The organism is Pelagicoccus sp. SDUM812005 (genome assembly GCF_031127875.1).
Lineage (GTDB): Bacteria > Verrucomicrobiota > Verrucomicrobiia > Opitutales > Opitutaceae > Pelagicoccus.
In genome coordinates, this window is sequence record NZ_JARXIA010000003.1 from 48,946 (window position 1) to 61,643 (window position 12,698).

Here is a 12,698-nt window from a genome sequence, read left to right on the forward strand (position 1 = left end):
AAAAAACGCGAGCCGTGCGGGGCTCGCGTTTGCGGGAAAGTGGAAAGGGCGCGGTCGCTTTTAGTTGAAGCGTCGCACGTAGCCGTCGCGGCGGAGGCGTTCGAGGAACTTAGCCTCGGCTTCGCTGGCCATCTGGGAAATGAGGATGTCTTCGATATCGCTGCGCACTTCGGGGAGTGGGAGGTAGCCTTCCGGGCGGTGCTCCTCGTTGTAGAGGATGAAGAGGTTGTTTTTGATGAAGATGGGCTCGCTGAATTCGCCTTCCTTGAGGGCGAAGGCAGGCTCGCTGAGCTGCTCGATGAGGGAGCCGCGGGTGACCCAGCCCCAGTCGCCGCCTTTCTTGGCCTTGGAGTCGTTGCTGTACTTCATGGCGAGCTCGTCGAAGGCGAAGCCCATTTCGAGCTTCTCGTAGATTTCGTCGGCGGTTTGCTTGAGGACTTCGTCGCTTTCGTCGGCGAGCTTGGTGAGGCGGATGAGGCGCAGGTGGAGGGCTTCCTCCTGGAAAAACTCCTGCTTGTATTCCTCGTAGAACTTCTCGATACGCACGGGGCTGACGATGGAGGCGGACTTGCGCATCTTGCTGCGCATGTAGTTTACGATGATCTCCTCCTTAATCATGGTGCGGTGTTCTTCGGGAGTCTTGCCGATCGACTTGAGGTAGTCGAGGTAGAGCGAGCGCTTGCCTTCGAACTTGGTGATGATGGTTTCCTCGATCTCGTTGTCGACGAAGCTGGCGGGGATCTGGCCCTTGTCCTCGTAGAATTGCTTCACGATGAGGACGTTGTCGGTGAGGTTTTGGATGATCTCTGCCTCCATCCTCTCGATGGCTTGGCGAAATTTCATGGGGTCGCCGCCGGAATCCTTCTGGATGGAAGGCAGGTAGGGCTCGAGCTCGCGGCGAACTTCCTCGACGGTGATGATCTTGTCCTCGGCGATGGCGGCGATGCTGTTGGCGAGGCGTGCGCCTTTCGGCAGCTTCTGGGCTGAGGAGAAGGCGATAGGGATGATGAGGGATAAAAGGAGAGTCGCTTTTTTGATCATATGACTTGGGATCGGCGTGGGCCTATCGGTGGTCTCTAGGCAAATTGTTCAGGAAGACAAGGATTTCGTTTAGCCGCTTCAAGGCATTGGTGGCATTTAGTCGGGGGAATCGGCTGCCGAGCTTGATGTAGTCCGACTCGCGTCCGCGGTAGATGCGGCACTTCAAGCGATTTCCCTGAGTCTCGACCGAGTGGATGCGCTTTTGTTCCGCGAGGCAGCGGACCTCGGTCAGCCGTAGCAGGGCTTCGACTTCGACGGGGAACTTGCCGAAGCGATCGGTGATGGCTTCGCGGATTTCGCGGACTTGCTTGGGGCTGCCGGCGAGGGCGAGCTGGCGGTAGAGGTCGATGCGGAGGCGGGTTTCGCTGATGAAGCTCGGCGGGATGCGGGCTTGGATGGGCTCGCACATGCCTTCCTTCAGGTCGAGGCTCTTGAGCACGGTGTAGCCGTCCTCGTGTCGGTTGGCGGCCTGCATGTTCCCCTCGCCTTGGTAGACGAAGTCGAGCTTGACGCTGGCTCGGATCTGGGTGGCGGAGGCGTCGCCTTTGAGGCGGGCTACGCTTTGCTTGAGCAATTGGCAGTAGAGCTCGAAGCCGACGCCTACGATGTGTCCGGACTGCTCGCTGCCGAGCAGGTTGCCGGCGCCGCGCAGCTCGAGGTCCCGCATGGCGAGGCGGAAGCCAGCCCCGAGCTGGTTGTGCTGGCGGATGGCAGCGAGCCGCTTGCGGGCGACGTCCATGAGGCGCTTGTGCTTGTGGAGGAGAAGGTAGGCGTAGGCTTGGCGCTTGAAGCGTCCGACGCGCCCGCGCAGCTGGTAGAGTTGTGAGAGGCCGAAGCGGTCGGCGCCTTCTATAATGATGGTGTTGCAGTTGGGGATATCGAGGCCGGACTCGATGATGGTGGTGCAGACCAGCATCTGGTAATTCTGGTTGACGAACTCGAGCATGACCTTCTCGAGCTTCTTTTCGTCCATTTGGCCGTGGCCGACTGCGATGGATACTTCCGGCAGGAGGGCCCGGAGCTTGGCGGCGGTGCTCTCGATGGACTGGACTTGGTTGTGCAGGTAGAAGACTTGGCCGCCGCGGGCGATTTCGCGGCGCACGACTTCGGCTACGAGGGCGTCGTCGTAGCTTTTGACGATGGTCTGGATGGGCTTGCGCTCGACGGGGGCGGTTTCGATGACGCTGAGTTCGCGGGCTCCGGTGAGGGCCATGTAGAGTGTGCGGGGAATGGGGGTGGCGGACATGGTGAGGATGTCCACGGTGGAGCGCCATTCCTTGAAGACTTCCTTGTGCTTGAGGCCGAAGCGTTGCTCTTCGTCGATGATGACGAGGCCGAGGTCCTTGAAGGAAACGTCTTTTTGCAGGACGCGGTGGGTGCCGACTAGGATGTCGACTTTGCCGGCGGCGGTGGATTGGAGGATCTTCTTGATTTCGGCCGGCTTGCGGAAGCGGCTGACGAGTTCGACCACGATGGGGTAGCCCGCCATGCGGTCGCGGAAGTTGAGGAAGTGTTGTTGGGCGAGGACGGTGGTGGGGACGAGGATGACCACTTGCTTGCCGTCCATGACGGCCTTGAAGGCGGTGCGAATGGCGACTTCGGTCTTGCCGAAGCCGACGTCGCCGCAGATGAGCCGGTCCATGGGGATGGGTTTTTCCATGTCGGCTTTCGACTCGACGATGGCTTTGAGTTGGTCAGGCGTTTCCTTGAAGGGGAAGGAGCCTTCGAATTCCTTTTGCCATTCGGAGTCGGCGGCGAAGGCGTGTCCGCCGCCGCTGTCGCGTTTGGCCTGCAGCTCCAGGAGCTTGGCGGCCAGGTCGAGGGTGGCGCGTTCGGCGGCTTCGCGGGTTTTGCCCCAGCGGTTGGTGCCGATGCGGCCGAGCTTGGGGCGAGCTTTGGAGATGCCGACGTAGCGGCTGATGAGGTGCGACTCCTGTAGTGGAATATGCAGGACAACGCCTTCGTCGAACTCGAGGGAAAGGACTTCGCGTTGCTGGCCTTGCATGTCCACGGTGGTGATGCCGCGGTAGAGGGCGATGCCGTGCTGGAGGTGGACGACGAATTCGCCGTCCACCAGTTCGGCGAAGTCGAGCAGCTGGTCGACTTGGGATTGGGTGACGAGGGCCTTGGAGCGGGTGGGTGGCTTGCGTCCGCGGCGGCGTCCGAAGAGTTCGGTTTCGGTAACGAGGACGCAGCCTTTGCTTTTCTTGAGTTGCGGCCAGGAGAGCTTGCCCAGCTTGGGGCGGTGGTGGATGCGGAAGCCTTGGTTGAGGTCGCCTTGCCAGAAGCTGAACTTGATCTGCTTCAGCTCCGTCGACTCGTCGATGATCTCCTGGATGCGGTTCTTGTCGCTTTCGTTGGGGAGGACGACGATTATTTCTTCGCCGGCGTCGCTCCACTTGCGGACTTGATCCAGGAATTGGATACGGGCGGATTGCTCGTCGGCGAGTCGTTCGTCGGCGAGCTTTGCGTTGTCCGGGATGGGGCGGTAGAAGGACAGGGATTCCGCTTCGAACAGGGTGGAGTCGGCAGTGGGATCGTCGCCGGGCTCGAGGTCTAGGTCGGAGAAGGTGGCCCATTTGTCTTTGTGTTGGGCTCGGATGTCTCGCAGCTGTATCCAGGCTTTTCCGACGCTGTGGTCGTGGGCTTGCTCGAGGGCGGAGTCGAAGGTTTCGAGCAATTGCTCCGGTTCGATTATGGCCCAGGCGGTCTGCTGGGGCAGGTGGTCGGCGAATCCGCTTTTCGCTTTGGCGAGTTCGAGGGTGGGGGAGGCGTCGATGGCGACGGAGTCGACGGCGGCTCCGGAGCGTTGGGTGACGGGGTCGAGCTCCTTGATGGCGTCGATCTCGTCGCCGAAGAAATCGATGCGGTAGGGTTTGTCGGCGGAAATTGGATACACGTCGATGAGGCCGCCGCGGCGAGCGAATTGGCCAGGCGCCTCGCAGAGGCCTTCGCTGTCGTAGTCGAGGGCTTGCAGGGTTTCGACGAGCTTTTCGAAGTTATGGGTTTCGCCTGTCTTGAGGATGAGTTGGGAGGAGGCGAGCTCGCGGGCGGCGGGTACGGCTTGGGCGAGGGCTTTGGGGGTGGTGGTGAGGACGAGCTGTCCGTCGTTTTGGCGGATTGCGGCGAGGGTGGCGATGCGTTCGCTGCCGGTTTCGAAGCGTTCGACGGGGCTGTCTTCGTCGATGCTGAGCTCGGACTCTTCGGGGTAGTAGAGGAAGCGGGCTTGGTTCTTGGGCTTGCGTACTTGCCTATTGAAGTAGGCGAGGTCGGCGTTGAGCTGTTCGGCGAGGCGGGCGTTTTTGGCGACGACGATGGTGAGCTTGGACTTCTTAGCGTGTATCCAATCTTCGAGGATGGGGGCGATGGCCTCCTCGCTAACGCCAATGTTTTGCTCCCAGGCCTCCAGCTCTGCCGGAAGCAGGATGGAGCTCAGCTTGCTGGTGGAATCGTGCACGGGGTAGGAGACGATGCTGGGGAGGGATGAATTGTGCGTCGCAGGGCGCGGGGCTTAGGCCTGCTTTTGCAGTTTGGCGATGGCTTCGAGGGCGGCTTTTTCGGCGGCTTCCTTTTTGGTGCGGCCGGTGCCGGTTCCGAGTTGCTCGTCGTTGCAGTAGACGGCGATTTCGAAAATGCGTTCGTGGGCGACTCCCTTCTGGCCGGTGGTTTCGTAGCGTAGGGCGTTGTTGCCGTGGACGGGTTGGATGAGCTCCTGGAGCTTTCCTTTGGGGTTGGAGATGACGCCTTTGGCGGTGGCGGCGGTATCCAGGTAGTTGTAGAGGCTGAGGACTATTTTGCGGGTGGTGTCGAAGTCGGAGTCGAGGTAGATGGCGCCGACGAGGGCTTCGAAGGCGTCGCCGAGGGCGGAGTCGCCGTCTGCGACGCCGGCTTGGCGGTCCTTGGGCTTGAGAATGAGATAGGAGCCCAGCTCGAGCTCGCGGGCGATGCCAGCCATGAAGTCGCCTCGGGCGTAGCCGGAGCGGATGGAGGTGAGCTTGCCTTCGCGGTGCTTGGGGTACTTTTCGTAGAGTTTCTCGGTGAGGACGAGTTGGATGACCGAGTCGCCGAGGAACTCGAGGCGTTGGTTGTTCTTGAGTTGGTCCTTGGTGTTGAGGAGGAAGGACGGGTGGGTGAGGGACTGGTAGAGCAGGCCCTTTGTCTTGAAGGTGTAGCCAAGCTTGCTCTCGAGCTTGCGGACCTTGGCGCTGGAGAGCTCGGCGGCGTGCTTGCTTTGGCGAGCCGCTCTTTTGTCAGAGTCTTTGGATACGGACTTGATAAGGCGTTTCAGCTTGGATGCGACCATAGGGGATGAGTTATTGGTAAGGAGCGAAGAGTGAAGTGGCTTCGCTCCGCGCTGCGGGCGATCCTACTTTTTCTTTAGATCGAAGCGCTTGATGATTTCCTTGGCGAGGTTGCGGTAGGCGGTGGCCCCTGGGTTTGACTTGTCGTATTCGAAGATGGTTTGGCCGAAGGAGGGGGCTTCGCTGAGGCGCACGGTACGCGGGATGACGGTGTCGAAAATTTGCTCCGGCAAGTTGGTTTTGACTTCTTCGACGACTTCGCGGGAGAGGTTGGTACGCATGTCGTACATGGTCATGATGATGCCGCCGACTTGCAGGTGGTCGTTGACGCCGGCGTCCTTGAGGCGATCGACCACGGAGAGGATTTGGCCGAGGCCTTCGAGGGCGAGGTATTCGCACTGGAGGGCGACGAGGAGGTAGTCGGCTGCGGCGAGGCTGTTCATGGAGAGCATGCCAAGGGCTGGGGGGCAGTCGATGACGACGGCGCGGTAGGAGCCGGAATCGAAGAGCGGGGCGAGGGCCTGCTTGAGCTGGAGGAGGTAGTCCTCGCGCTGGGCGACTTCGATCTCGGCTGCGGCGAGGTCCATCTCGGAGGTGAGCAGGGAGAGGTTTTTGCGCCCGGTTTCGACGACCATGTCTTCGATCTGTCCTTCGCCGAGGAGGACTGGATAGACGCTGCGTCCCTCCTGCTTCTCGATGCCGAGGCCGCTGGTGGCGTTGGCCTGCGGGTCGAGGTCGATTAGGAGGGTGGGAATCTTTTGTTCAGCGAGGGCTGCGGCAAGATTGACTGCGGTAGTGGTTTTGCCGACGCCGCCTTTTTGGTTGGCGATGGTGAATACGGTAGTAGAGGCCATAGGATTTGTTGCCTGTGTATGAGGCAAAAATTCCGATTGGCAATGGTATAGGCGAGATGTTCGCGAGGAGGTCGGGGAACCGGGTTGTTTGTGGTTTTGGCGCCTATTTTTGGAGGCGATTCGCTCATTAGGGGCGCGGCGGGCTCGCTTTGCGCGAGGAGCAGGAACAAGCTGCGTCGCTTCGTTTCAAACAGCGAACTTCATGAAGCTGCTTCCGATCGCCATTTTTCTCCTTTCTGCCTTGCAGCTCTTGCGGGCTGAGTCGACTCCGGACCCGTGGGAGCGGCAGGTGGTCGCGGCTTGTCTAATATTAGAAGCGGCCAATCAAGGGGAAGCGGGCATGCAGGCGGTGGCGGCGGTGATCGGGAATCGCGGGCAGGGGGATCCCTCGAAATACCTAGCGGTGGTGAAGAAGCCGTACGCGTTTAGCGCCTTCAATGCGTCGACGGGGAAGGGAAAGCAGCGGCAAAGCTTCGCGGCTTTGGTCTCGCGGGCCTCGAAGGACGTGAATTGGCCGGTCGCCCTGCGGATCGTGGACGAGCTTTATGCGGGAGAGCTGGCGGACAACACTTTCGGGGCGGACCATTATTCGCGTAAGGACGAATTGCCTAGTTGGAGCCATGGAATGCGGGCCACGACGGTGATCGGGGACCATCTCTTCTTCAAATCGCCCTAGGAAGAGTCGGCAGAATCGCATTTATCGAAAGTTTCTACTTGAAACTCGAAACCAAAACGCAATCGTGACGGCCTTCACAACGGAGGGCGTGGTAGCCAAGTGGTAAGGCCGAGCTCTGCAAAAGCTCTATCGCCGGTTCGATTCCGGCCCACGCCTCCAATTATTTTCCTGAAAAGCCCTGTCGCGAGACGGGGCTTTTTTCGTTTTCGGCAAATGGCAAAATAGCGTAACAAACATTGTGTCGGCGTTTTCTGGACTTTCGAGGCGCGATTCTGGCTAGATGTCGCCTGTATGATAACGATACGGAAAGCTGAACGAGCTGACATACCTTCCCTCGCCTATTTGCTGGGGCTTCTTTTTGAGCAAGAGAAGGAATTCTCTGCGGATTTCGTGCGCCAGAAAATCGGACTGGAGATGATCATCACGGACCCGGACGTGGGCGAAGTGTTGGTGGCGGAGCGTCCCGACAAGGGAGTGGTGGGCATGGTTAGCCTGCTCTATACGGTTAGCACGGCGATCGGCGGCCGAGCGGCGCTTTTGGAGGATATGGTGGTGGCTCCGGAAGAGCGCGGCAAGGGGTGCGGTTCCAAGTTGGTTGGGGCGGCAATGGACCTGGCTCGCGAGCGCGAATGCAAGCGTATCACCCTGCTGACGGATTTCGACGACTTGGCTGCGGAGAAGTTCTACCAGAAGCATGGATTCAAGCTGTCGCCGATGGTTCCGCTTCGCCAGTTGCTCGATTGAGGGCGGCGATTGATGCCGTCGCCTAGCCCGGGCTGGGTATCGCTGCGATTCCTTGTTTTAATTTGGAATGAAGTAGGCGTCGCGTCGTTAGCGGCGTCTAAACCTGTTGGATTCAGAGTTTCAATACACGTGGGAGGCGGGGCGGGACGGCGGGGCGGGAAGGCGGGTAGCGATATTGCCAGAGGTGTTTGTGCTTTCCGCCGATGAAACGCAGGACAGTCGTATCCTATAGTGGGATACGCTTTCTTTTTCTTTTATCCGCTAGCGTGTCGCTGAGTATCGCTGTGTTCTCGAAAGCGACGCTTAAAGGCTGTTTTATTGGTTTTGGCCCTGTTTGCCGAGAGGACGCTTTTGTAGCGCGTCGCAATCGCGCTTTCGGATTAGCGATACGCTTGCAGCGAACCGCATTGCCGATTTGCGCTGCGGCTGGGTGACGTGCTCCGGCCCTGTATCTGGGGAGTCGTGCGCCAGCTAAGGACGATTCCCTGCGAGGTGGTGATGAACCTTTTTTTATCTTAGGAGTAGTGTTCTGCTATTTTTAAGGCGGTGTCCTTGATTTGGTTTTGCAGGGCCTTGGGGGATAGGGCGATTGCGTTTTCGCCCCAGCTCAGGATCCAGGAGGAGACTTCTACAAGGCTACCCAAGTTAAAGCTTACGGTGATGGATCCGTCGCCGTGGTATTCTACTGTTTGCGAAGGATGCCATACGTTTTCCGAAATGTATTCGGAAATGGGGTTAAGGAATTTAATCTTTACCCGATGTTTTCCTTCGGGGGAGTAAATACCAAAACTGCTTCCCAGGAACTCTTCAGCGGAAAAGCTCTCAGGGATGGTGAAGCGGGTTTGGTTTAGTTTAGCGGAGCTGGCGCGGCTAAGGAGGAAGGTTCGAATCGCATCGCGGCCGGTATCCAGTCCGATGGCGTACCATTTCCCGAGGAAGTTTGTGATATGGTAGGTTTGCAAAGTGCGACGCTCTTTCGATTTCGCCCCAAGTTTTCTGTAGTCGAACGAGACTTCGACCTTGTCGAGCGCCGAACGGGTAAAGGTATTGAGCAGGCTGTCTTCGACTTGCGAGGTGCGGCCGTGCCGAAACGATATGGTTTCGCTCAAGGCGGTCAGGTTTGCGGTTATGGTATCGGGCAGGCTGGCCGCCAGTTTGTTTAGGGCGTTGGAAAGCGGTTTTTCGAAAGGGGTGCCCTTGTAGTGGTCCATGGCCTTTTGGGCGATGGATAGGGCGAGCAGTTCGCCTTCGGATATGTCGATAGTGGGGAGGCTTTCCACTTCTCGGGTGTAGTAGTAACCGTGTTTGGAGGGGTGGTACTCTACGGGCATTAGCATGCGATCGCGTATAAAATCCATGTCGCGCGCTATGGTTTTAGTGCTAACTTCCAAGGCTCGAGCGAGGGTTGAGCAATTTGGATACAAGCCGCGTTTCAGTTCCTGGTGGATGCGGAGCATGCGTTCGATAGCGGGTCGTTTAAGGGAATGGATTTTGGAGTCTTCGGCCATTTTTAGGGCGTTTGTTGTATGGATCGGCAATACGGTTTAGGCGTCGCAGAGCTGTATTAGCCTACCTCGAGTATTACAGTAAAATGTGTTTCTAAAGCGGTTTTTCGGTTCAAAATGCACCGTATAAATACTAGGGATTATTGTGTGCGAATGAATATAATCGCTTATTTTGGCGTTTTATAGATAATTTGAGTTGATTTATGTACAATGTGACTTTTGTTACGAGACGATGATCACAAATACGCAAAAGCAAATCGCTGCCACTAAAGCAAAGCTCGAAGCACTTCAAAAGAAGGCTGAAGCTGAAGCTGCAAAGAAGCTAACGAATCTTCACTCTGATCTTGGTTTCGCGACTCGCGCCGATCTGATCGCCGCTCTTTCGAGCCTGGAGTCTGGTGGAGCAAAGTCTGGGCGCAAGCCAAAGGCTGCTAAGAAGGTTGCTGCCAAGAAGGCTGGTCGCCCAGCTGCCAAGGCAACGAAGCGCGCTAAGCGTGCGAAGATCACTGAAGAGCTTAAAGCTAAGGTGATCGAAGCTGTAAAGGCGGGTGGTAAGGGATCGGCAATTGCCAAGGAGTTTGGTATTTCCGTTCCTTCCCTTCAAAACATCAAGAAGGCGGCTGGTCTTACTAAGGCTCGCGGCAAGTAATTCGACTTCCTGATTCTATCAATTTCAAAGCCTGCTCCTTTTTAGGAGCAGGCTTTTTTTGGGGTTCATCACCAAGAGCGTTGGGATAGCCGTTTAGCTGTAGGACCCTCGCCGTGGGAGACGAAGCTCAAAGAGCGAAGGCTGCTTGCGACGCGCCGCAAATCCCTGCTCTAATATCCTGCATTGCGGCGTGGCGCGAGCGCCGCAAATCCCTGCTCTAATATCCTGCATTGCGGCGTGGCGCGAGCGCCAGCCCTACGATGGAGAACGTCTCCCCGCAAATTGATGATGAACGTTTTTTTTTGAGGGCGACGCCTGTAGCGCTAGACATTGCTGTTTGCGTAAAAAGACGAAATCATCGGTAGGGCTGCCGCGTTGGGTGTCTTAGCCCGAGGGGCAAAGCGTGCTCGCGGCGTGCCGCGAGCCCTATTGCGCTGGGGCGTGACGACAAGCTCCAGTCTTTATCGGCCAGTTGTGTAACAAAGCGGAAGCCTGATTTTTGTCGCTAATAGGCTTTTAGTAGCGTTGTAGGCTGGAGTCTATTTGCGTTGACCAAGAATCGATGCCGCCGCCTACGTTGGTGGAGCGTTGGTATCCGTTTTGGCGAAGGAAGTGTACTACTTGCAAGCTACGGCCGCCGTGGTGGCAATGGACGAGTATTTCCTTGTCCTTTGGCAGTTCGTTTAGGCGAGCCGGAATTTCGCCCATGGGGATATGGATGCTGCCGTCTATAGCGCAGATATCGCGTTCGAATGCTTCGCGCACGTCGACTAGGATGCTGTTGCCTTCGGCCAGTTGAGCCTTTGTGGCGAGGACGTCGATTTCGATAGGAGATTCGTTCATATTGTTTTCGGTGGGAGCGTTGTTCGGAGTTGGGTTTTTCGTTTCGCAGGTTTCTTGGTAGTTTTCTGCAATGATAGAGGTGTATTTAGCATTCTCGCCGCAAAGCGGGCAGCAAGGGTCTTTCTTTAGCTTCAGGGTTTTGAAGCTCATGTTCATGGTATCGATAAACAACAGTTTTCCTGATAGGGATTCGCCGATTCCTGTAATATACTTGATGGTCTCCATGGATTGGATACTGCCTACGATTCCGCAGAGGGCTCCCATGACGCCGGCTTCGCCGCAATTGGGCACGGAGCCGGGCGGAGGCGCTTCGGGAAAGAGGCAGCGATAGCAGGGACCGCCGTTTCGGGGGTGGAAGAGGGAGGCTTGGCCTTCGAACTTGAAGATGCTGCCGTAGACGAGCGGTTTTCCGGCTAGATAGGCGGCGTCGTTATTGAGGTAGCGAGTAGCGAAATTGTCGGTACCGTCGACGATGATATCGTATTGGGAGAAGAGCTCGACTGCGTTGTGCGCTTGTAGGCCCTCTTCGTGGAACTGGAGTTTTACGTGCGGGTTTATTTCCGAAAGGGTGTCCTTGGCGGACTCGATCTTAGGTCGATCGATATCGGATTGGCCGTGGATGATTTGGCGTTGGAGGTTGTGCAGCTCGACCTTGTCGAAGTCGGCGAGACCGATGGTTCCGACTCCCGCGGCCGCGAGGTAGAGGGCCACGGGACTGCCTAGTCCGCCTGCTCCGATGACCAGCGCTTTGGCGCGCTTGAGCTTTTCTTGGCCCGCCACGCCAATCTCTTCTAATAGAATATGTCGGCTGTAGCGGGCGAGTTCTACAGGGCTGAGGGAAGTGGTGTCGGTCGAGGACATGGCTCGGTTTTTGTGGAAGGCTTAGTGGGAATCAAACGAAATTGGCGCGGAATCGATCGCTGCGGCGGCGGTGTTGAACGTTGACGGCGCGGCGGTCTTCGGCTTTCAGAGATGTCATGGCAGATCGATACGCTGTAATAATGGCAGGAGGAAAAGGTGAACGCTTTTGGCCCGCGAGCCGTTTGGCCCGTCCGAAGCATTTGCTTCCCATCGTTGGCGAGAAGCCGATGCTGACTCAAACGGTTGACCGGCTGGTTGGACTTCTTCCTGCGGAAAATATTATTGTCATTACCAATAGTGAACAGCTGGAGGGCGTGCGCGAGGTGTGCCCGATGCTTCCGGAAGCCAATATCGTGGCGGAACCGGTTGGCCGCGATACGGCGGCTGCGGTGGGGCTGGCGATGCTCTTGGTCAAGCAGCGCAATCCTGCGGCGTCGATGGCGATGCTGCCGGCGGACGCATTGATCAATGACGCGGAGTCCTACCAGTCGGCGCTCGGCACGGCGTTCAAGGTTGCGGAGTCGTCCCCGAGCCTCGTCACGCTGGGCGTGCAGCCGTCGGAGCCTGCGACGGGCTACGGCTATATCCAGTGCGGTCCGGTTAAGGACGTGATCGACAACCGGGATATTTTCACCGTGCGTCAATTCAAGGAGAAGCCGGACCTGGAAACGGCGAAGCTTTACCTGCAGAGCGGAGAGTATTTCTGGAATGCGGGCATGTTCGTTTGGAGCGTGGATGCTATTTCCGCGGCCTTGTCCGAGTTTACACCTGTCCTTAAGGAAGGCCTCGACGAGATCGAAGCTGGCATGAAGGCCGGCAAGGATTTGGTAGCCCTATTGAGCGAACTGTATCCGAAGCTGGAAAAGATTTCGGTGGACTTCGCGATCATGGAGAAGGCTAAGAACGTTTTGACCTTGGCTGCGACTTTCGACTGGGACGACGTGGGAGCCTGGCCGGCGATCGAGCGTCACTTCCCGGCGGATCGCGCGGGCAACGTGAACAAGGGCGAGGCCCGTTTCCTCGAGTGCTCCAACAATATCGTGGTTTCCGGCGACAAGCACCTGGTTGCTTTGGTCGGCGTGGAGGACTTGATTGTGGTCACGACTGGCGATGCCACTTTGATCTGCGCCAAGGACAAGGCCGAGAAGATCAAGGAAATGGTTCGCAAGCTGGGAGAGGAAGAAGCTCTCAAGCGCTTGCTCTAGCGTTTTTCGGAAGGCCATC

Annotated in this window: 10 protein-coding genes and 1 tRNA gene; 5 read left to right on the forward strand and 6 right to left on the reverse strand. The window is 57.6% G+C overall.

Going from position 1 to position 12,698, the window contains the following annotated elements; translation table 11 throughout:
* Nucleotides 1-60: 60 nt before the first annotated feature.
* From QEH57_RS05420 to QEH57_RS05435, 4 genes are all read right to left on the reverse strand, one after another.
* Complete coding sequence (locus QEH57_RS05420) at nucleotides 61-1,041, reverse strand: peptidylprolyl isomerase (RefSeq protein ID WP_309005671.1); 981 nt, start codon at nucleotides 1,039-1,041, stop codon at nucleotides 61-63.
* Nucleotides 1,042-1,063: 22 nt separating this feature from the next.
* Nucleotides 1,064-4,498: a transcription-repair coupling factor gene (gene mfd, locus QEH57_RS05425; protein WP_309005672.1), complete on the reverse strand. Its 3,435-nt coding sequence runs from the start codon at nucleotides 4,496-4,498 to the stop codon at nucleotides 1,064-1,066.
* 54 nt (nucleotides 4,499-4,552) lie between these two features.
* On the reverse strand, nucleotides 4,553-5,344 hold the full coding sequence (gene rnc, locus QEH57_RS05430; protein ID WP_309005673.1) for a ribonuclease III: 792 nt from the start codon (nucleotides 5,342-5,344) through the stop codon (nucleotides 4,553-4,555).
* A gap of 63 nt (nucleotides 5,345-5,407) precedes the next feature.
* Nucleotides 5,408-6,196 (reverse strand): ParA family protein, encoded by a 789-nt coding sequence (locus tag QEH57_RS05435; RefSeq protein ID WP_309005674.1) that lies wholly within the window; start codon nucleotides 6,194-6,196, stop codon nucleotides 5,408-5,410.
* A 202-nt stretch (nucleotides 6,197-6,398) separates the two neighbouring features.
* Here QEH57_RS05435 and QEH57_RS05440 point away from each other — a divergent pair, with 202 nt between their 5' ends.
* The 3 genes from QEH57_RS05440 to QEH57_RS05450 all read left to right on the forward strand — a co-directional run bounded on the left by QEH57_RS05440 (nucleotide 6,399) and on the right by QEH57_RS05450 (nucleotide 7,616).
* Nucleotides 6,399-6,872, forward strand: a complete 474-nt coding sequence (locus QEH57_RS05440; RefSeq protein WP_309005675.1) for a cell wall hydrolase — start codon at nucleotides 6,399-6,401, stop codon at nucleotides 6,870-6,872.
* A gap of 85 nt (nucleotides 6,873-6,957) precedes the next feature.
* A tRNA-Cys gene (locus tag QEH57_RS05445) sits at nucleotides 6,958-7,031 on the forward strand.
* 132 nt (nucleotides 7,032-7,163) lie between these two features.
* On the forward strand, nucleotides 7,164-7,616 hold the full coding sequence (locus QEH57_RS05450; protein ID WP_309005676.1) for a GNAT family N-acetyltransferase: 453 nt from the start codon (nucleotides 7,164-7,166) through the stop codon (nucleotides 7,614-7,616).
* 515 nt (nucleotides 7,617-8,131) lie between these two features.
* On the opposite strand, the gene QEH57_RS05455 is transcribed toward QEH57_RS05450, so the two are convergent.
* On the reverse strand, nucleotides 8,132-9,124 hold the full coding sequence (locus QEH57_RS05455) for a WYL domain-containing protein (RefSeq protein WP_309005677.1): 993 nt from the start codon (nucleotides 9,122-9,124) through the stop codon (nucleotides 8,132-8,134).
* Between the two features lie 229 nt (nucleotides 9,125-9,353).
* Here QEH57_RS05455 and QEH57_RS05460 point away from each other — a divergent pair, with 229 nt between their 5' ends.
* Nucleotides 9,354-9,770 (forward strand): hypothetical protein, encoded by a 417-nt coding sequence (locus QEH57_RS05460; protein ID WP_309005678.1) that lies wholly within the window; start codon nucleotides 9,354-9,356, stop codon nucleotides 9,768-9,770.
* A gap of 516 nt (nucleotides 9,771-10,286) precedes the next feature.
* Here the strand turns inward: QEH57_RS05460 and moeB are convergent.
* Complete coding sequence (moeB, locus tag QEH57_RS05465) at nucleotides 10,287-11,474, reverse strand: molybdopterin-synthase adenylyltransferase MoeB (protein WP_309005679.1); 1,188 nt, start codon at nucleotides 11,472-11,474, stop codon at nucleotides 10,287-10,289.
* Nucleotides 11,475-11,614: 140 nt separating this feature from the next.
* On the opposite strand from moeB, the gene QEH57_RS05470 reads away from it, so the two are divergent.
* The gene (locus QEH57_RS05470) at nucleotides 11,615-12,679 is read left to right on the forward strand and encodes a sugar phosphate nucleotidyltransferase (protein WP_309005680.1); all 1,065 of its coding nucleotides are present in this window, start codon (nucleotides 11,615-11,617) and stop codon (nucleotides 12,677-12,679) included.
* Nucleotides 12,680-12,698: the final 19 nt, after the last annotated feature.